This is a genomic window from Novosphingobium arvoryzae (genome assembly GCF_014652615.1).
Lineage (GTDB): Bacteria > Pseudomonadota > Alphaproteobacteria > Sphingomonadales > Sphingomonadaceae > Novosphingobium > Novosphingobium arvoryzae.
In genome coordinates this window covers 66,907-85,882 of the sequence record NZ_BMZD01000005.1, presented here as the reverse complement: position 1 = coordinate 85,882, position 18,976 = coordinate 66,907, and the positions used below count along the sequence as shown (strand labels likewise).

The following is an 18,976-nucleotide window of genomic DNA, read 5'->3' as shown; positions in this document are numbered from 1 at the left end:
GCACTTTTCGATCAGCGCGGCGCCACCAGCAGCGTGACCGGCCCCAGCAACCCAGACGGACGCAGCGGCGCATCGGCGCGGTAGCCCGGCGCGGCGAGGCGCGCGACCTTGTCCGCCCCCGGCTGGGCATCGCCGATCAGGCGGTTGACCCACTTGTTGGCGACCCGCACTTCCAGCGTGTTCGCCCCCTTGCGCGCCGCCGCGCCGACATCGATCCGCCAGGGCGCGCGCCACAGCCCGCCGACCTTGCGGCCATTGACCCACACTTCGGCAACGTCGCGCGCCTCGCCCAGATCGAGCCACAGCGGCTGACCCGGCTGCCACCCGCGCGGCGCGGTGAAGGTGTTGGCATAGCTGGCCACGCCAGAGAAATAACGGATGCCCGGCACATCGCTGTCCTCCAGCGCGGAGAGGTTATCCAGCACCGCCCGCGCGGGTGCGCCGCGCCCCGGCTGGAAGGATACGGTCCACGGCCCCGCAATAGTCCCGGCCATGACCGGCTGGGCGGCGGGCAGGTCCAGCGCGGGCTGGGTGGCCGCGTCGCGGAACACGACGAACACCGCATCGTCCGGGGCCAGCGTCAGCGGCACCGCCGTTTCGCTGCCTTCGGTGCGATAGGCCAGCGGGCGGGCCGTGCCGGTTTCCGCGTTCCACAGTTCCGGCCGCTTGCCCATGACGCGGAACCGCGCGGTGATGGCTTCGGCTTGCGCACCCGGATTGCTGAGGAAGAACAGCCGCCCGCCGTCAAACTCCCGCTCCACGAATGGAATGCGCGCGCCCGCACTCGCCCCTTCCACGCGCAGACCCGGCGCGATCCCCACGCTCGCCAGCGCGGAATCGATGTCGGCAGTCGGCAGCACCCGGCCCGCGCCGCTATCCCCGCCCCACAGCGCATCGGCCAGCGCAGTGAATTCGGCGGCATCGTCCGCATGGCTGGGGGTGCCGGTGGGCTTCGTCCCGATCAGCGTCGCCCCGCCGCGCACCAGCGCCGCCAGCCGCCGCAGCGTGGGCAAGGTCATCCGGTGCGAGGTGCCACCCAGATAGATCGCCTGGTAGCGCGCCTCGCCCTTCGACACCACATCGCGACCATCCACCGACAGCGCATCGCCCAGCATCTGCGCGTTGATGAAGTCATAGGCATGCGCGCTTGGCAGGCCGTCTGGAACCTTGTCCGCGAACAGGGCGGTGACCGGCGAATCCTCGCCCACGAACCACGCCACGTCGGCCACGTTGCGGCCCTGTTGCAGCAGATAGGACGTGCGCGCGATGTAATCGATCCACGGCCGGGCCAGCGGTGCCCAGCTTTCGTGGCGGTTGAAGTACTGGCCGAAGATCGCCAGCGACAGCCCCGGCTGCATGTCGTCGCGCGGCTGGTGGACCGAGGTGTGGATCACCGGGCGGTTGATGCCGTGGGCGAATTCCAGATCGATCACCGGCTTCAGATCGCGCGGGGCAAAGTCCCACGGCGAGTTGACCGCGGTCATCGATTCCGCCGCGACAAAGCGCTTGCCGTAAACGTGCGCGACCGATGATGCGCCTTTCAAGTCGCCCAGCAGCGTGGTGCGCAGCGGCTTGCCCGGTTGCCAGGTCCACATCGCCGCCATCGGCACATCGGCGTGGGCCCGCATCGCCAGATCGTCACCCAGCATCGGGCGCTTGTCCTCCAGCGCTTCTCCATAGACGATCAGGCCCTGTTCGCGCGCCACTTTGGCGACCGTGCCGTAGTGCTGGTCGGCCAGCAATTCGGCCAGCGTCTGGCGATAGTCGAACAGGAAGCGGTCGGTATCCGCCGCAGATCCGATCACCACGCCCGCCAGCGCGGGCAGCCAAGGACGCAGCGCATAGCCGCGCCGGGCCTGGAACTGCGCTTCCATCGCCAGGGTCCAGTTGGCGTTGCCGACTTCGATGGAGTCGGTCAGCAGCGCGCGCAAGCCGCGCTGGCCGATCAGGTCATCGCCCAGCGCCGCGCGGTATTTGCCCAGATAGGTTTCCAGATAGCGCCGCACTGCCCCGCCATCATACTTGTCGACTTCCAGCCCGGTCGCCTCGGGGGTGGCGGGGTGGTTGGTCTTGCCGGTCAGCGACCAGCCGAACTGCAACACCCGCCAGTCGCGGCCCCTTGGCGGGGTCCAGTCGAGCGTGCCATCGGCCCTCAACCGCCCGGTCAGGTCAATCACCGCATCGCTACCGAACCCGGCGGACGCGCCAGCGGTGGCGGCAATCGCGTGGTAATCGGGCACGGTTTCATACCCGGCCTTTTCCGCCGCGCGGTCCACCTGTTCATCACCGAACAGTTGCAGGTCGCCCACCTGCACCGATTTCAGCGGCCCGACATCGAAGAAATTGACCGTCTGCGCCCCCGGCGCGGCATCGAGCACGTCGAGGCTGCCGGGATCGTTGCTGTCCTGCAATCGCAGGCGGAATTCCTGCGCGGTAACCGGGGCGAAGCTCTGGGTGGTCGGCACGCCCGACAGCGCAACATTGCTGACCGCCAGCCAATCACCGCCGTCGCGCCGTTCCAGCACGGCGCGCAGCGGCACGCCCCGGAACGGCAATTTCAGCCCCGGAATGAACACCCGCAGCGACCGCGCCGTGACGGCCCGGTCATAGCGCAGCGTTATCGCGCCGAACTTGTCGGCAGAGAGCGGCAGTTCGGCGGTGCTCGTCAGGTCCGCATCGCTCAGCGCCGCCGCCGCCAGCGCCGTGCCGGTATCGGTGGCATAAGCCGGGACCGGCAGGGCGGGCGCGGCCTGTGGCACGGCCAGCACCGCGACCACGCCGCTGGCCCGCGGCTTCACCGCATCGCCGCCGGCATGGCTCGGCATCATCTCGGCGAACGGCAGGTTCTGATAGGGGCCGGTCACGTCCGGCGCGGTGGCGATCTTTCCGGTAAAGCGCTTGCCCCCGGCCAGCCGCGTTTCGGCCCAGACCAGCTTTTTCATCCCGTCCTGCGGAGGCACCCACGGCCCGCCCGTGACCGACCAGCCGGGCGAGGCGGCAATCGCGAATTCCAGCCCGAGACGGTCCGCCTCGCGCACTGCAAAGCGGAACGCTTCCTGCCATTCGGGCTGCATATAGACCAGCCGCCGGTCGACCACTTGCGGCGTCGCCAGATTGGCGTCGAAGTTCTGCACCCCGCCGATCCCGACAGCGGCCAGCCAGGCCAGGTCCCTGGCAATCCCGTCCTTCGAGACATTGCCGTTCATCCAGTGCCACCACACGCGCGGGCGGGCCTCGGCCGGGGGATCGCGGAACTGCTGCTCCAACGCGGGCGGGGCTGCCACAGGCGCCCCGTCCTGCGCGAATGCCGCCGGGGTCTGCAGCGTGCTTGACACCATCAGGCCCGCCAGCAGCAGTTCCTTGCGAAAGCCCATCCCTTTTCTCCCGGCATTCGTGTGCGGGCCCGTGTCGAGCGGCGAAACCATGGTTTCAGCCGGTCATCCCCGCTTGTTGAAGATCTTCTCCGGCAATTGCGCGGCAAAGATCACGCAGAGCGCCAGCAGCAAGCCGATTACCGTGAACGCCCCGGTCGACGGCGGCAGGCCCAGCGCGTTGTTCCACGCGAAATAGACGCTGCCCGCCAACGCTATGCCCAGCGCCGCGCCCAGTTGCTGGGCGGTTTTCAGCAGGGCGCTGGCCGCCCCGGCGTGGTCGTTGCCGACTTGCGCGACCGATACCGGCATGATGCAGCCCGACAGTGCGCCCATCCCCAGCCCGGTCAGCAGCAACAGCGGCACCAGCACTGGCCAGGACAGCGCCAGCAGGCCGATGCCGGCGAGCACGCCGCCCGCCGCCAGCGTCATCGCGGCGCCGCCCGCCACCAGCACCCACTTGCCATAGCGCGGCAGGAAATTGCGCCCCAGCACCGCGATCCCGATCATCGCGCCCAGCCCGAACGGCATGTGCAGCAATCCGGTCGTCAGCGGCGACTGCCCACGCTCGGCCTGCAGCGCGAACGCGAACGTCAGCAGGAACCCGGCATTGGCCGCCGCGAACGCAACCGAAATTGCCATGCCCAGCCGGAATGGCAGGATCGCCAGCAGCGCCGGATCGAACAGTGCGGGGCGATGCTGCGCCACCCGCGCGGCGACGTGCCGCCAACCCAGCGCGAACAGCGGCGCGGCGCAGGCCAACGCGGCCCATTCGCGCGCACCCCAGCCCGCCTCGGCGCGGGTCAGCGGCCAGAGCAGCCCCAGCACCGCCGCGCCGAACAGCGCCATGCCCGGCGCGTCGAAACCGGCGGGCCGGGCTGAACGGCGATCCGGCAGGAAATACCAGCCCGAAACCAGCGCCAGCAACCCGACCGGCAGGTTGATCAGGAAGATCAGCCGCCACCCCAGGCCAAACAGGTTGGCGTCGATCAGGATCCCGCCCAGCACCGGGCCGGCGATCGAGGCCAGCCCGCCGACCAGCCCGAACAGCGCCAGCTTGCGCACCCGTTCCAGCGGATCGAACAGCACCTGCATCAGCGCCAGCGCCTGCGGCGACATGATCGCGCCCGTCGCCCCTTGCAGCAGCCGCGCGGCGACCAGCTCCTCTGCCGTCCGTGCCAGCCCGCAGGCCGCCGAGGCGAGCGTGAAACCCGCCACCCCGAACAGGAACATCCGGCGGTAACCGAAACTGTCGCCCAGCCGCCCCCCCGCCATCAGCAGCAGCGCGAAGCTGAGCGCATAGCCCGCGACGATCCACTGCACCGCCTCTGCTCCCGCGCCGAAATCGGCCGAGATCGCGGGCAGCGCAGTGTTGACGATCGTCAGGTCGACGATCTCCAGCACGACCGCGACGATCAGCGTCACCAGCGCCAGGTTCTGCTGGCGCTTGGTCAGGGTTCCGGTCTGGGCCATGTCAAAGCTTGCCTTCGCGCAGCATCGATACCGCCGCGGCGCAGGCCCGCGCGGTCAGCGCCATGTAGGTCAGCGACGGGTTCTGGCAGGCGGACGAAGACATCTGCGCGCCGTCGGTGACGAACAGGTTGGGCACGTCATGCGCCTGGCTCCACTTGTTGAGCACCGAAGTCGACGGGTCATGCCCCATCCGCGCACCGCCCATTTCGTGGATCGCGGTGCCGCCCGCGCCGGGGCGGTCAAAGCCCATCAGCACCTTGCCGCCCGCCGCGCCCAGCATGTCCGCCGCATCAGCCTTGGCCTGCGCCAGCGCGGCCTGCTCCTCTGGCCCGAAGGCAAAGTCGATCCGCAGCAGCGGCAGCCCGTTGGCATCCTTGCGCGCCGGGTCCAGCGTCAGCCGGTTGCGCGCGCGCGGCAGGCATTCGGCAAAGCCGACCAGTACCATCCGCCACATGCCGGGGCTGCGCAGCTTGTCCTTGTAGTCCGCGCCGATCCCGGCCTCGCGCTTGCCCGCGCTCCACGTGCTTTGCAGCGCCCCGCCCTGGAACGAGAAGCCGCGCGTGTGGCCGACCCCGTCCATCACATCGAGGTTGCGATAGCGCGCCACGACCACCCCGGTCGGGCGGTTGCCGAACGTGGTGCGCCCTTCGAACCCCGGCATCAGCGCCATCGCCGACAGGGTGTTGGCATGGTCCATGATATGCGTGCCCAGCACCCCGCTGGAATTGGCAAGGCCGCCGGGCATCGCCTCGCTGGCGGAATTCAGCAGCACTTGCACCGAATTGAACGCGCCCGCGTTCAGGAACACCAGCCGCGCGGTGGCGCTGCGGCGCTGGCGGGTGCGGGTATCGACATAGCGCACCCCGGTGACGCGGCGGGTGACGGGATCATAGTCCACCGCTTCGACCACGGCATCGGTAATCACCGTCAGCCGCCCGGTCTTCATCGCCGCGGGCAGCGTGCTCGACTGGGTGGAGAAATACGCGCCATAGGAACAGCCGCGCGCGCAGATCGAGCGATTCTGGCACTTGCCCCGCCCGTCCTTGGCCTCGGTCAGGTTGGCAGTGCGGCCCACGGTCAGGCAGCGTTCGGGCCACTTGGCGCGGATCGCGGCGCGGGCGTGTTCTTCCACCACGTTCAGCGCCATCGGCGGCTGGAAACGGCCATCGGGCAGCTGTGGCAGGCCCTCTGCCGCACCGGAAATGCCGACGAAGTCTTCCACCTTGTCATACCACGGGGCCAGATCGGCATAGCGGATCGGCCAGTCGGTGCCGTGCCCGTCGCGCTGGTTCGCGCCGAAATCATAGTCCGACCAGCGATAGCACTGCCGCCCCCAGGTCAGCGAGCGTCCACCCAGCTGGTACGAGCGGAACCAGTTGAAATCGGTGCCCGCCGCCTTGGCATAAGGGTTCTGGGCATCGTTGACGAAGTGCCCTTCGGTATATTCGGTGAAATGCCGGTTGAGCATCTGCACGGGGTATTCGCGCGCATAAAGCTCCGCGTCGCCCGCCCCGCGCCAGGGCATTTCCCACGGGGCCTTCATCTCGGTCGCGTAATCCTGCTGGTGGCGGATTTCGCGGCCGCGCTCGATCATCAGGACTTTCAGCCCCGCTTCGGTCAGTTCCTTGGCCGCCCAGCCACCGGTGATGCCGGAGCCGACCACGATTGCGTCGAATTGCATTGTCATCGCCCCTTATCCGAAATCGACCGCGGTCCAGTCGCTCGACCAGGCGCGGTCGCCCGGCTGCAACGGCAGATCCGGGTCGAACCGTCCCGGCACCAGTTCAAACCGCAGTTCCTGCGCGCCGCCGACCTCGCTGGTGTAGTAGCCTGTCAGGATCAGCGCCTTCAGCGTGCGCCACGGATGCGTCTTTGCCTCCGGGCCGAAGGCTTCGGCGTCGAGCGCGGTCAGTGCCGCCACGCGCGCGTCCGACGCGGCCATCAGGAAGTCCATCCCGGCCCGCCGCTCCAGCTCCGCCGCCAGCCAGGTCACGTGATCAAGCGAGCCATCGCCGCGACGGAAGCGCAGCAGGCGTGGATCGGCATTGTCATCCAGCGGCTGGCGCGATTTTTCGAGGCCGTGCGCCAACGCCAGCGCCACGAAATCGCCCACGCCGACCTCACCCGCGCCGGGCGTGCCGGTGCGCGGCAGGACCAGCTGGCTGACTTCGCGCAGCAACCCGCGCTGGGCCTCGGTCGGGGCATCCGCGGGATCGAGCGATGACATCCGCACCGCTGCCAGCGGCACCCCCAGTGCCAGCGCCAGCAGCGCCGCGCCGCCTATGAAGTCGCGCCGGTTCCAGCCGCTTTCCTGTGTTTCGGTCATCCCGCAACCTCTCTCCGCCCAGTCACCCGATCATGCCGCGTCCGCGCGGCGATTGCCCCTTGCCGGGCTTCTGAATCCGACTTATCAGAATGCAAATTCTATTTCTAGTGGGAGAGTGAACAATGCTGCGATTGTCGCGCCAGCTGGATTATGGCCAGCCGGCTCCGGACTTTGCCCTGCCCGATACCGAAGGGACAATCCGCACGCTCGGCGAATTTGCCGAGGCACCCGCCCTGCTGGTGGCGTTCATCTGCAACCACTGCCCGTTCGTGCTGCACGTGCTGGACGGCTTCATCGATTTCGCCCGCGATTATGCCCCCAAGGGCCTGCAAGTGGTGGCGATATCATCCAACTGGCCGGACGATTATCCGGAAGACGATTACGCCCACATGCAGGCGCTGGCGCGGGACAAGGCCTTTCCCTTCCCCTACCTGCACGATGACAGCCAGGACGTGGCGCTGGCCTATAACGCGATCTGCACGCCGGACTTCTTCCTCTATGATGGCCAGCGCCGCCTCACTTACGCTGGCCAGTTCGACGCCAGCCGCCCGAAGATCAACCGTCCGCCGGTGCCGGGGCTGCCGCCGCTGCGCCACGACCTGCCGGTAACGGGTGAGGACCTGCGCGGCGCGGTCGATGCACTGCTGGCCGGGTTGCCCGCTCCGCAGCCGCAGCACCCCAGCGCAGGCTGCTCGATCAAGTGGCGTCCGGGGAAGGACCCGTCGTGGGCGTGAGTCCGCAGACTTGCGTCCAGCGCACCTGGGTGCCCGCCGCCGCCGTGGTGCCGCAGGAGCGCGGCCGCACGTTTCTGGCTCCGGTCGACGGCGCGGAATGGTCTGAGGGGACGGGGTTCTACCGCGGGTTCTTCAGCGCGTTTCGCGTGCGCGCGGGCCGCGATGTGTGGTTCCACTTTCCGCTACCGACCCTGACCGAGCGCAACGCGGCCCCGATCTGCCTGACCGAGCTGCAACTGCTGTGGGAAGTGCTGGACGGCGCGCGGATCAGCTGGGCAACGGTGCAACACGGCGGGATGGAGCGGATCGAGCTGATCCCGCGCCTGTCCAGTCCCGACAGCGTAGCGGTGCCGTTCGAACCGCCGCCGGAGTTTCGCCCCTGGTGCCCGGTGACCAACCGCCAGCTCAGCACCTTCACCCTGGCCCCGCCACTGCCACTGCGGTTCGGGGTGCAGCTGTGCGTGATGGTATCGGCGCCCGAACAGGACGGCACGGTCCGCTTCTATGGTGCCGGTGCGGCCTTCGGCACGACCGACTGAACGCTTCTGCCGGATACGAAAGAACGGGCGGGGCCTTGCGGCTCCGCCCGTTTTGTCTTGCCCGATCGGGCCGAGTGCGAAGGCACGGCCATGGGCCGCACCCTCGCATCCCCCCCATGGATCAGAAGTCGATGCCGACGCGGACACCGTAGGTCAGCGGCGCGCCGAACTGCCAGTTGAAGATATCGTCCGGGCCAGCCGACACGAAGCTGCCGTAAGTCAGCGGACGGTTGTTCTCCAGGTTGCGGACGAAACCGGTGATGGTGAACTTTTCGTTCTCCGGCTTGTATTCCAGGCTCAGGTCGGTCTGGCTGAAGGCCGTCTGCTTGCCGTCACGGTTGTTGTAGAAGTCGGTGAAGTACGAGCTCTTGAAGGTGGAGTTCACGCTTGCCTTCAGGGTGCCCATGCTGCCCATGTCGAACACGTGGTCATAGCCCACCGTGACGATCATCGACGGCGAGAAGGCCGGACGGTTGCCCGCGAAGTTCGGCTGCTGCACGCCCGCCCTGGTCGGATCGAGATCACCCACGCCGTTGATGTCAGCGCCGGTGCCCGGAACGGTGTACACGTTGAACTGCGCCAGCAGCTGCTTGTATTCGGCGTTCAGGTAGTTGACCGAGGCACGGAAGGTGTCGTTGTCGCTGAGCTTGATGTCAGCCGACGCTTCCAGGCCCCAGATCTTCGCCTTGCCGGCGTTGAAGGTCTGGCCGCCAATCGCGGTGTCCAGCAGGACAGAGACCTGCAGATCCTTGTAGTCGTAATAGAACGCGCCCAGGTTGAACTGGTGCTGGCTGCTTTCGCCGAAGCTCTGCTTCCAGCCCGCTTCAAACGCGGTGTTGGTTTCGGGGCGATAGGAACCGACCGAGTCGAACCCGCCCGCCTTGAAGCCGGTCGAAGCCTTCACGAACACCAGCGTGTCGCTGTTGGGCTTGAAGTTCAGCCCAGCCAGCCAGGTGATCTTGTCTTCCTTGGGCGGGTTGAGGTTCAGCGTGGTCAGGTAGCGCAAGCTGGAGAACGCCTTGCGGGCCGGACCGGCGTTAAACAGCGCCGGGTCGGGACCGGTGGCGCCGAACGGCGAGGCATTGCGATAGATCGCCTTGCGGTCGCTGTCAGTATAGCGCAGCCCGCCGACGGCAGTCAGCGTTTCGCCAAGCGGCACTTCGACCTGGCCGAACAGCGAACGGCTGTCGCTGGTCACATCGCGGCCGAAGTACGACAGGAACGTTCCGTTCGGCCCGCCGATCGGCAGCATGAAGCCGCTTTCGCGATCCAGCGTTTCCTTGAAGTAGAACGCGCCGACCTGATAGATGATGCCATTGAGGTCGCCGTTCAGGCGCAGCTCGTGGCTGTGCGAGCGGGCTTCGTCCATGAACGAGTACGAGCGATAGGAAATCGGCAGGGTCAGGTAGTTGTTGCTGTCGCCCGAGAAGCTGCGATAGCCGCCGGTATAGGTCAGCGTCACCGCATCGCTGATTTCATAGGCGATGCGGCCGCGGATCGCGTGGGTATCCTGCCCGACCTTGCCCAGGCCAAAGCCCGGCGCGAAATACTTGCTGCGGTCCACCGAGGCGAGGAAGTTGGTGTTGGCCGGCGAGCAGAGCGTCTGGGTATAGGCCGGAGCCACGCGGACATAACCGTTGAGCGCGCAAGTCGCCCCCGGGCCGTTGCCGGCCGCATTCAGGTCCACCGCGGCGAAGGCCTGCGGCGTGAATTCGCGGCGGGCCACTTCACCCGAAACGTCGACCGTCAGGCCTTCGGTCGGCTCCAGCCGCAGCGAGGCGCGGCCACCGTAGGCGTGGTTGTCGTCCGAACGGCCACCGGCAAACGCCGGGTAGGGGCCGAACGCGGCGCGCGCGGGGTGCGAGACATAACCGTCGCGGTCTTCATAGAAACCAGCCACGCGCAGGCCACCGATTTCGCCCAGCGGCAGGTCGACACCGCCATCGAGACGCAGCGCATTGTAGTTGCCATAGCTGGCCGAGGCGTTGAGGCCAAAGTCGCGGCCCGGCTTGCGGGTAATGAAGTTGATCGCGCCGCCGGTCGAGTTGCGGCCATAAAGCGTGCCCTGCGGACCGCGCAGCACTTCAACGCGTTCGATATCGAACAGCGCGGTGCCCAGCACGTTCGGGCGGTTGACGTATTCGCCGTCGATATTGATGACGACCGAGGTGTCCTGGGCTTCATCGTTCGAACCGGTGCCGACGCCGCGCACGGTCACCTTCACGGTGCCCTGATCCTGGTTGAGCTGCACGACCGGGGCAACCTGGTCGATATCGTTCATGTCCTTGAAGCCGGCGTTCTGCAGCGCCTCGCCGTTCACCACGTCAATCGCGATGGGAACGTCGTTGACGCTTTGCGAGCGGTTTTGCGCGGTCACGACGATCACGTTGGGATCTTCGGTCTCGTCGGCCGCGTCCTGAGCGAACGCCGGCGTGGCAATCGCGAAACCGCAGGCACTGGCCAACAGGACGCGACGAATGGATGACTTGGTCATGTCAGGCACTCCTCCCCTTTTTTATGATCGCCCCTCATGCGAGGCTCTTCCGACGATCAAACTAGAACGTTAGAAACTAGAATGTTAATTCATATATGCCGCTGCGCGAGTCAAGCGGCTGGCATTGAAATTGCCGATAGGTTCGATCCTGCCCCGTCGATACGTTCCGCCCCGATGACGGAATTGCGGCACGCGGCGGCAGTTCTCCCTGGCGGCGTCAGAACATCGGATGCGGGTTGGCGCTCTCGGCCGGGATGGGCTGCAGCACGTCCCAGTGCTCCACCACCTTGCCCCCGCGCAGCCGGTAGATATCGGCCACCGCCCCACCCCGGCTCTGCTCGTCGGGCCGGGCGTGCAGGTGGATCATCGCGTATTCGCCATCGACCAGGATGCGCTTCACGGCAAAACGCGCGCTCGGGCTGGAAAACTTCGGCTCCAGCGCGGCAATCGCGGCATCGCGGCCATCGGCAATGCCGGGATTGTGCTGGATGTAATCCCTCGCGACATGCCGTTCGAACGCCGTGCGGACCTGCTTTTCCGCATAGAACAACCGCGCGAAATCGGTAATCGCCGCGCGGTTGCGCTCCGTTTCGGTCAGTGGCGGGCGGGCGCCCAGCAGGACAAGCCCGGCCGCCCCCGCCAGCAGCAACGCGCCGCGCGCCAACTCAGGCCTCGACCGCTACGAACAGCCCCGGATTGGGGGCGGGATGCGGCATCGTCTGCGGACCGCCGGTGCCAATGCCCCACTGGTCCATCACCAGCGGTGCGGGCACGTGGACCTTGGCCTCGTGCGTTTCGAAGTCCACTTCCTCCAGCTCGGCCGTGTATTCGACCGCGAAACCGCCGGGCGTGACGAAATAGCTGAACGTGTTGTTGCCCGCCGTGTGCCGCCCCGGACCCCACTGGATGTCGGTGCCCTTCACTTTCAGCCGGTGCGCACCGCGCATCATCCCGTCCACGCCGGTCATGTCATAGGCGACATGGTTCAGGCACGGCGGCCCCGGCAGCAGCGCGATACGGTGATGCGCCGAATTGCAGCGCAGGAAGCACATGAAATCACCCAGCCAGTCGGAAACCTTGAAGCCCAGCACATCGCAGAACCACTTCACCATCGCCTGATGGTCGGGCGAGTGGAACACGATGTGGCTGATCTTCACCGGCAGGCCGTCCCAATGGCCGATCGGCCGCGCGGAACCGCGCGCGACATCGCTGGAGATTTCAAACTGCATCCCGTCCGGGGTGAAGCAGCGGAAGCCATAGCCGCCGCCCGGCGTGGTCAGGTCGCGCGGCTCATGCACGATCCGCGCACCCGATGCGCGCACCTGTTCGCACAGCGCGTCCACATCGGCGCGGCTGTCCGCCGCCAGCGCGACCACATCGATCCGGCTTTCATCGGCCTGCCGCAGCCGCACGACGTGATGTTCGTCATGCCCCGGCGCCTTCAGCCAGACCATGCCATCGTCCGAGGGAACCAGTTCCAGCCCCCACGATTCCTCATAGAACCGCTGCTCTGCCGCAAGATCGACAACCCCATATCCGACGTAACGGATTTCGGTAACTCGGCTCATCCCCATTCCTTCTATTCTCAACTCGGCTGCGCAACGGCAGCTAACATGTCGGCCGCGGCCTGATGCAGGTCCACCGTCGGGCCCTCGCCCGACTGTCCATAGCAAATGCCGGGGCCGGCGCTCACGATTTAGCTGCAACGTTTGTATCCACGCGCTCAATAGCTCCGCCGGGCACCCAGGCAGATTCTCCCATTGACCACCGCTCCGGCCAATGCGAATAAATATTCTAATAAAATAGCGGCGATTCAGACCGCCAGGCAAACGGGATCCGGCAACGGATTGTCGTGGGGCCGCCATCTGGAGAGATGTGATGGCACAATCTGATGCTTCGGCTGGCGCACCGACGCGGCTGAGCCTGAAGGAGAAGCTGAGCTATGGCATGGGCGACATGGGCTTCAGCCTGCCCTACAACATGGCCAGCGGGTTCCTGCTGATCTACTACATCAACGTCGTGCGCCTGCCTGCGGCGGCGGTGGGCACGATCTTTCTGGTCGCGCGGCTGATGGACGCCGTGATCGACCTGGCGGTTGGCGTCGCGGTGGACCGCACCCGCACCCGCTGGGGCCGCACCCGCCCCTACTTCCTGTTCACCGCAGTGCCCTATGCCGTGCTGTCGGTCGCGGTCTTCGCGGTGCCGGACAGCTGGGGGCAGACCGCGCAGCTGATCTATGCCTTCCTGACGTTCAAGGCGCTGGGCATCATGATGTCGCTGGGGGCGATCCCCTACACCGCGCTGATGCCAATGATGACCAGCGACACTTCCGAACGGCTCAAGCTGGGCGGAATGCGATCGATCGGCACATCGGTCTCGGTCGTGCTGGGCACGGCCGCGGTCCAGCCGATCCTGTCCCATTTCGGGGGAGAAAACGCGCCGGGTGGCTATCAGGCCGCGGCAACACTGTTCGCCCTGATCGGCCTGATCGCGATCCTAGCCCTGTTCCGCAATTGCCGGGAGCGGATCGTCGACAGCGCGCCCGCCCATTTCGCGCTGCTGCCCGAAGTGTCGCGGATGCTGCGCAACCGCGCGTGGTGGGTCGCGTTCGCTTCCTGCCTGGTTTACTTCATCCGCTTCGGCGGGATGATGGCGATCACGGTCTATTTCGCGCTCGATGTGCTGCAGCAACCGTGGATGATCTCGGTCATGCTGCCGGCGGTCGCGGGGATGCTGCTGCTCTCCGCATTCGTCGCACCGTCCATCCTGGCGCGCACCGGCATCCGGCTGGGCTGCACCATCGCGCTGGGGCTGGCCGCCGCGCTGTTTGCGCTGCTGCCGTGGTTCGAGGACCGGCCTCCGCTGTTCCTGGCAATCTACATCGCCGCGTGCCTGGCCAATTCGATCACCATCACCGCCGCCTTCACGATGATCGCGCAAACGGTGGACTATCACGAATGGCGCTTTGCCAGCCGCAAGGAAGGGCTGCTGTCCGCCGGGGTCAGCCTGGCCACCAAGGTCGGCATGGCGCTGGGAACGGCCGGCATTGCCTTTGTCCTTGCCGCCGCCAGCTATGCCCCGGACGCCGTCACCGACACCGCGCGCGAGGCGATCCGCTGGACCTATTACGGCGGTGTCATCGCGCTGCTGCTGGTCCAGATCGGCATCATCCTGTTCTGGCCGATGGACGGACTGGCCGAGCGCATCAGGACCGACATCGCGGCCCGTGCCGCCAATCCCGCCGCCAAAGGGGAGGACGCCGAATGAACCGCTTCAAAACCCTGCTGACCGCCACCGCGCTGGCCAGCGCCGCGGCCGCCACGGCGCAAGTGATCGTAACAGTCGACTATCGCCCGCCCGAGACGGTCCAGCGCGTCGCGATTCCGGTCAACCCGGCGGAGCAGCGGTTGAAAGTGCTGATCATCAGCGGCCGCAACAGCTATGAGCACGACTGGACCGGCGTGAACAACATGCTGCGCACCCTGATGCACGACAGCAAGCGTTTCGACGTGCGCGTGACCGAGGATTTCGACCACGGCACGCTGGCCATGCTGAAGGGCTATGACGTGGTCCTGCTCAACTATTCCAGCCGCTGGAACTATGCCGACAAGGAACAGAAGGTCTGGTCCGACGCAGCATTTCAGGCGCTCTACCAGTACGTGCGCGAGGGCGGCGGGCTGGTAGCCTATCATTCGTCGTTCACCTGGGGCCGTGACATTCCCGAATACAAACGACTGATCGGCGCGGCGATGGATCCGGGATCAAGCCGCCGCGCGCCGCCGGGGGCGTTCCCGGTGCGGCTGACGGACCGCGACCACCCGGTGACGCGCGGGATGCGCGAATTCATCTGGACCTACAACGACGACATGTACACCAACATGAGCTTCGCGCCCGACGCGAAGATCCACGTGCTGGCCACCGCGCGCGACAATGCCGCCGCCTATGATCCGAAGCTGACCGGGCCGAAGTATCCCGCCGCCGCCTATACGCCCGAAAAGCTGAAGGCGATGAAGGGGATCGACGCCGACCACCCGCAAGTCTGGACCGCCGATTACGGCAAGGGCCGGGTGTTTTCGATCACGCTGGGACATGACGAGGTCAGCCTGCACTTCCAGCCGATGCAGACGCTGATCCTGCGCGGCACCGAATGGGCCGCGACCGGTGCGGTGACGCTGCCGGTCCTGGAAGAGGCGAAAGACTATCCGACCCAGCCCTGACAGCCTCACCGGGGCGGCTATGCGCCGCCCCGGCAAGACCTCGGCTCAGGCGCAGAGCTGGCGGATATAGGCCAGCGCGGCAGGCGTATCGGACCCGGTGGGGGTGAACTCCGCACCGACAATGCCGGTATAGCCGACCTTCCCCAGCAGCGCGATCAGCGCGGGCCAATCCGCCGTGCCGGAACCCGGCTCACCCCGGCCCGGCGCATCCGCGACCTGCACGTGGCCGACCAGATGCGCGACCTTGGGCAGCACGGCAAAGGGATCCTCGCCCTCCGTGATCGAATGGTAGATGTCGTAAAGCAGCCGCACGCGCGGGCTGTTCACCGCCTCGATCACGTTGACCGCGTCCTCGGTCATGCCGAACAGCACGCCGGGGTGGTCCATGCGGGTGTTGACCGGCTCCAGCAGGATGGTGAGGCCGTGCGCCTCGGCCACGGAGACCACGCTGGCAATGGCCTTGGCAACGATGGCCAGCTGCACCGGACGCTTCATGTAAGGTACGGCCGAGCCCGACGGCACGACGATGTTCCTGCAACCCAGCGCGGCGGCATCCTTTGCGGCGGCTTCGAACATCGTGCGGAACGCGTCGTGGTTGGCTTCCATCACCAGCTGGATGCGCGGATCGGTAACGACCGAGACCAGCTCGCACCCGGTGGCGTCCAGCGCGGCGCGCAGCGAGGGCACGTCGCGGTTGGCGGTGGTGAACATTTCCACCTTGCGAAAGCCCGCAGCGGCAGCGGCGGCCATGCGGTCTTCCAGCCGCTCCCCGGCTTCGTGGAACATGTATTCAAGGTTGACGGACAGATCGAAGGGCATGCGTAGGGTCCTTTACATCAGCCCCAGCCTGCCCCCGGCGGCAGCATAGGCGCGCCAGGCGGCAAGACGTTCGGGGGTGGAGACAGCGGGTCTCATGGCAGGTGCCATGGCGGGGTTGGCCCCCTGGATCTGGCCAAAGGCCATCACTTGCGTTGTCCCGGCGCGCACCGCGCCCCAGGGCCGCCCCGGCAGCGCGGGATTGCCGCTGCGCGCGAAGGCGACAATTACGTCCTGCCAGTGGCGGGAAACGGCCCGGTCCGCCGCGCCGAACGCGCGGTCGCCAAGGCCGATTGTGCCGAAGACATAAGGCAGGCCAGAGGAATGGAACGCCCCCCAGCCCTGCTGCCCGCGCACGGCGGGATAGGGCTGATCATGGCGATAGAGGTAGATCGGATCGCGCGCCGCCTTGGGCCGCGCCTGCGCCCATAGCACCAGCCCGGCCATATAGCGGTCGCGCGCCAGATCGGCATTCGCCTGCGTGGCCTGCGCAGCATCGGCATGGGGGTAAAGCGCCAGCAGCCGGTCCGCGAAATCGCCATAGCGGCGGCGCACCGCCTGTTCGAACGCAGCCGGGGTGCGGACTGAAAAGTCGATCATTTCCTCGGCGTTGAACCCGGTCAGCAGCGGCACGCGCGTGATGCGCGGCGCGGCTGGGCGATCCGGGTCGGCGGGCAGAACCACGCCATCAAGATTGGGGACATGGACCAGCCGGGGCGGCGCACCACCCGGCACCGGCACGACCGCAGTCGCGGCGATCAGCTGGTCGGCTGGCACCTGTCGCAGTGCCTCTACCGAAGCGGCGCCCAGCCGCTCGGCCAGCGCCTGTCCGGCGGCTTCGCTACGCGCCAGCGGCGGCATATCGATCGCCATGCTGGCCCCGCTGAAGGAAATCGCGCGGTGGAACAGCCCCTTCGCGGCGGGCATGACCTGCAGGTAATTGACCGAGGCCGCCCCGGCGGATTCCCCGGCCACGGTGACATTACCCGGATCGCCCCCGAACCGCGCCGCATTGGCCCGCACCCATTCCAGCGCCGCGACCTGATCCAGCAGCCCGTAATTGCCGGACGTCTTGCCCGGCGCTTCGGCGCTCAGCCCCGGATGGGCCATGAAGCCCAGCACCCCGACGCGGTAGTTGATCGTGATCACCACCGCCCCGCGCGCCGCCAGCGCCGCCCCGTCGTAAACCGGTACGTGCCCTGCCCCGCCCGAAAACGCGCCGCCGTGGATATAGACCAGCACCGGCAAGCGCCGCTTCACCCCGGCCGGCTTCCAGACGTTGAGGGTGAGGCAGTCCTCGCTGAGCGGCGGCTGGGCGATGAATTCCTGCGAATAGGGCCCCCACGGCTGCGCGATGCCCTGATAGCAGGCCGGGGCGAACCGGGTCGCATCGCGTGTGCCCGTCCAGCTTGCGGCCGGCTGCGGCGCGCGCCAGCGCAGCGGACCGACCGGGGGCGCCGCGTAGGGCACCCCCAGAAACGCCTCCACCGCGCCGGACACCTTGCCCTGCACCGCCCCGCCATCCAGACGGACCACGGGACCGGCCAGCACAGGTTGCGCGCTGGCAAGCACGCCAGCGAAAACCAGGGCAAAACGCACCGCGGCCTCCATCAGTACGCGAAGGTTTCGCTGAAGGTGCGGTAAGGTTCGGGCGGACGCGCATCCAGCGATTGGGCAGTGTCGGTACGATAGGTGTTGCTGCGCACCACCGCCGGCCCATCGACCGGCGGCATGAACACGGGCTTGCCGTTCTCGCCAACGTACATCAGGTCGAAGTTGAACGCATCGTCCTGCGCTGCCGCAGCGAACGGGATCCAGCCCATGCCGTAGGGTGCGCGGGCCACTTCAAAGCAATGGAAATGCCAGATTTTCCACTGGCCGTCCTGCTTGATGAAATCCACCCCGTATTTCAGGTAGACGTTGTGCATCCAGACCTTCTTCCCGCCGACCATGTCCTTCTCGAACATCCAGGCGGGCATGTTCTTGGCATGCTCAGGATCGACCAGGCCGGATTCGATGCCGTTGACAATCCACAGGCCCTTCGCGGTCTGCCCGTCACCGGCAACCTCGATCATCGGAGTGGTCGTGTAGTGCGAGATCAGCTTGCCGCGCGGTGCGGGGCGGTTCTGGTGATAGGACATGATCTTGTCCCAGCCAGTATAGACCCCAAGATTTGAATACTGGGCGCGTACGTCAGGTGTGCCCTTGCTGGCCCACAACGGAATGATGTCGGTATCCCGGAACGCGTTGTGCAGATACATGTATTGCGAGAACAGGTTCTCTACCGCAGCGCGGTCGTGGGTACGCTGCGCAAGATTTTGCAGGTCCTTGAGCTGGGCCTCAAGCGATGCGACGCGGGCATCGGTTCCGCCCTCGGCCGGGGCGGCGGCAAGGCCGGCCGGCAGTGCGGCAAGGCCCAGGGCCGCGGTGGCGGCAAGCATTCGGAAATTTTGCATCAGGCAGTCTCCCCTTGTTGTGTTCGCGCCGCGCCCCACAGGGCCAGCAAGATCACGATCAGCACCGCGTTCTGCGGCAGCGCTGCCGTTTCTCCCCGCGCCAGATGAACCAGCCCGGCGGCGATCTGGTTTGCCACCAGCGCCAGCGCCGCGATCCGGGCGATAGACGGACGCACCGGCACCGCCAGTAGCGCGGCAGCGAGCGCCAGCTCGCTCCACCCAACCAGCCGCCCCAGCCATTCGGGCAGGTGGACCGTCCAGGCACCGTGCCGGGCCAGTTCCGCCAGCGGCGCGAACGCCTTGTTCCAGCCGACAAAGCCGAAAAACGCCGCCAGCAGCAGCGCCAGCATCGCCGCCGCCCCCTTGCGCAGGACCGCCCCGGCCATCCGAATCTTCCCTTCGTTCTGGTTTCGCGCCTAAATAAATATGATAATTCTAATTCTGTCAATCATCGGAAAAGCTCGGAAATCCGGGATATTTTCAGGCTTGACCGACGCCGAACTTTATAAGAATATACGTTCTAATTAGGGCTTCGGCCCCAGGGGAGATG

At 66.8% G+C, this 18,976-nt stretch carries 15 protein-coding genes; 4 read left to right on the top strand and 11 right to left on the bottom strand.

Annotation, left to right across the window (positions count from 1 at the left end; genetic code table 11):
* Positions 1-11 precede the first annotated feature (11 nt).
* From IE113_RS11345 to IE113_RS11330, 4 genes are all read right to left on the bottom strand, one after another.
* Positions 12-3,374 carry a glycosyl hydrolase gene (locus IE113_RS11345; RefSeq protein ID WP_189541552.1) on the bottom strand — a complete coding sequence of 1,121 codons (3,363 nt, stop codon included), beginning with the start codon at positions 3,372-3,374 and terminating at the stop codon, positions 12-14.
* Between the two features lie 63 nt (positions 3,375-3,437).
* Positions 3,438-4,844 (bottom strand): MFS transporter, encoded by a 1,407-nt coding sequence (locus tag IE113_RS11340; protein WP_189541550.1) that lies wholly within the window; start codon positions 4,842-4,844, stop codon positions 3,438-3,440.
* A 1-nt stretch (position 4,845) separates the two neighbouring features.
* Positions 4,846-6,525, bottom strand: a complete 1,680-nt coding sequence (locus IE113_RS11335) for a GMC oxidoreductase (RefSeq protein WP_189541548.1) — start codon at positions 6,523-6,525, stop codon at positions 4,846-4,848.
* A gap of 12 nt (positions 6,526-6,537) precedes the next feature.
* Positions 6,538-7,170 (bottom strand): gluconate 2-dehydrogenase subunit 3 family protein, encoded by a 633-nt coding sequence (locus IE113_RS11330; protein WP_189541546.1) that lies wholly within the window; start codon positions 7,168-7,170, stop codon positions 6,538-6,540.
* 122 nt (positions 7,171-7,292) lie between these two features.
* Here IE113_RS11330 and IE113_RS11325 point away from each other — a divergent pair, with 122 nt between their 5' ends.
* The gene (locus IE113_RS11325) at positions 7,293-7,904 is read left to right on the top strand and encodes a thioredoxin family protein (protein ID WP_189541544.1); all 612 of its coding nucleotides are present in this window, start codon (positions 7,293-7,295) and stop codon (positions 7,902-7,904) included.
* A complete protein-coding gene (locus tag IE113_RS11320; RefSeq protein ID WP_189541542.1) occupies positions 7,901-8,443 on the top strand; it encodes a hypothetical protein in 543 nt (180 codons plus the stop codon). Before IE113_RS11325 ends, IE113_RS11320 begins: the two co-directional genes overlap by 4 nt.
* A gap of 121 nt (positions 8,444-8,564) precedes the next feature.
* Here the strand turns inward: IE113_RS11320 and IE113_RS11315 are convergent, their stop codons facing one another.
* The 3 genes from IE113_RS11315 to IE113_RS11305 all read right to left on the bottom strand — a co-directional run bounded on the left by IE113_RS11315 (position 8,565) and on the right by IE113_RS11305 (position 12,505).
* A complete protein-coding gene (locus tag IE113_RS11315) occupies positions 8,565-10,937 on the bottom strand; it encodes a TonB-dependent receptor (RefSeq protein ID WP_189541540.1) in 2,373 nt (790 codons plus the stop codon).
* Between the two features lie 217 nt (positions 10,938-11,154).
* Positions 11,155-11,601 carry a nuclear transport factor 2 family protein gene (locus IE113_RS11310; protein ID WP_229822319.1) on the bottom strand — a complete coding sequence of 149 codons (447 nt, stop codon included), beginning with the start codon at positions 11,599-11,601 and terminating at the stop codon, positions 11,155-11,157.
* A 1-nt stretch (position 11,602) separates the two neighbouring features.
* Positions 11,603-12,505 (bottom strand): VOC family protein, encoded by a 903-nt coding sequence (locus tag IE113_RS11305; protein WP_189541538.1) that lies wholly within the window; start codon positions 12,503-12,505, stop codon positions 11,603-11,605.
* A gap of 310 nt (positions 12,506-12,815) precedes the next feature.
* Between IE113_RS11305 and IE113_RS11300 the strand changes: the two genes are divergently transcribed.
* Together IE113_RS11300 and IE113_RS11295 are read left to right on the top strand one after the other, a co-directional pair.
* The gene (locus IE113_RS11300) at positions 12,816-14,204 is read left to right on the top strand and encodes an MFS transporter (protein ID WP_189541536.1); all 1,389 of its coding nucleotides are present in this window, start codon (positions 12,816-12,818) and stop codon (positions 14,202-14,204) included.
* Entirely contained in the window at positions 14,201-15,154 is a 954-nt protein-coding gene (locus IE113_RS11295; protein ID WP_189541534.1) for a ThuA domain-containing protein, read from the top strand. Before IE113_RS11300 ends, IE113_RS11295 begins: the two co-directional genes overlap by 4 nt.
* A gap of 45 nt (positions 15,155-15,199) precedes the next feature.
* Here IE113_RS11295 and IE113_RS11290 read toward each other — a convergent pair whose 3' ends face one another.
* From IE113_RS11290 to IE113_RS11275, 4 genes are read right to left on the bottom strand one after another with little or no spacing between them, the layout of a single operon-like run.
* Positions 15,200-15,973, bottom strand: a complete 774-nt coding sequence (locus IE113_RS11290) for a TIM barrel protein (RefSeq protein WP_189541532.1) — start codon at positions 15,971-15,973, stop codon at positions 15,200-15,202.
* Positions 15,974-15,985: 12 nt separating this feature from the next.
* Positions 15,986-17,569 (bottom strand): carboxylesterase/lipase family protein, encoded by a 1,584-nt coding sequence (locus IE113_RS11285; RefSeq protein WP_229822317.1) that lies wholly within the window; start codon positions 17,567-17,569, stop codon positions 15,986-15,988.
* 11 nt (positions 17,570-17,580) lie between these two features.
* Complete coding sequence (locus IE113_RS11280; protein ID WP_229822313.1) at positions 17,581-18,426, bottom strand: nuclear transport factor 2 family protein; 846 nt, start codon at positions 18,424-18,426, stop codon at positions 17,581-17,583.
* A complete protein-coding gene (locus IE113_RS11275) occupies positions 18,426-18,812 on the bottom strand; it encodes a DoxX family protein (RefSeq protein ID WP_189541528.1) in 387 nt (128 codons plus the stop codon). The genes IE113_RS11280 and IE113_RS11275 overlap by 1 nt, the downstream gene beginning before the upstream one ends.
* Between the last annotated feature and the right edge of the window lie 164 nt (positions 18,813-18,976).

Coding starts and splice junctions, on each gene's coding strand:
- IE113_RS11345 (WP_189541552.1), bottom strand. CDS start 3,374: ATGGGCTTTCGCAAGGAACTGCTGCTGGCGGGCCTGATGGTGTCAAGC.
- IE113_RS11340 (WP_189541550.1), bottom strand. CDS start 4,844: ATGGCCCAGACCGGAACCCTGACCAAGCGCCAGCAGAACCTGGCGCTG.
- IE113_RS11335 (WP_189541548.1), bottom strand. CDS start 6,525: ATGCAATTCGACGCAATCGTGGTCGGCTCCGGCATCACCGGTGGCTGG.
- IE113_RS11330 (WP_189541546.1), bottom strand. CDS start 7,170: ATGACCGAAACACAGGAAAGCGGCTGGAACCGGCGCGACTTCATAGGC.
- IE113_RS11325 (WP_189541544.1), top strand. CDS start 7,293: ATGCTGCGATTGTCGCGCCAGCTGGATTATGGCCAGCCGGCTCCGGAC.
- IE113_RS11315 (WP_189541540.1), bottom strand. CDS start 10,937: ATGACCAAGTCATCCATTCGTCGCGTCCTGTTGGCCAGTGCCTGCGGT.
- IE113_RS11305 (WP_189541538.1), bottom strand. CDS start 12,505: ATGAGCCGAGTTACCGAAATCCGTTACGTCGGATATGGGGTTGTCGAT.
- IE113_RS11300 (WP_189541536.1), top strand. CDS start 12,816: ATGGCACAATCTGATGCTTCGGCTGGCGCACCGACGCGGCTGAGCCTG.
- IE113_RS11295 (WP_189541534.1), top strand. CDS start 14,201: ATGAACCGCTTCAAAACCCTGCTGACCGCCACCGCGCTGGCCAGCGCC.
- IE113_RS11290 (WP_189541532.1), bottom strand. CDS start 15,973: ATGCCCTTCGATCTGTCCGTCAACCTTGAATACATGTTCCACGAAGCC.
- IE113_RS11280 (WP_229822313.1), bottom strand. CDS start 18,426: ATGCAAAATTTCCGAATGCTTGCCGCCACCGCGGCCCTGGGCCTTGCC.
- IE113_RS11275 (WP_189541528.1), bottom strand. CDS start 18,812: ATGGCCGGGGCGGTCCTGCGCAAGGGGGCGGCGGCGATGCTGGCGCTG.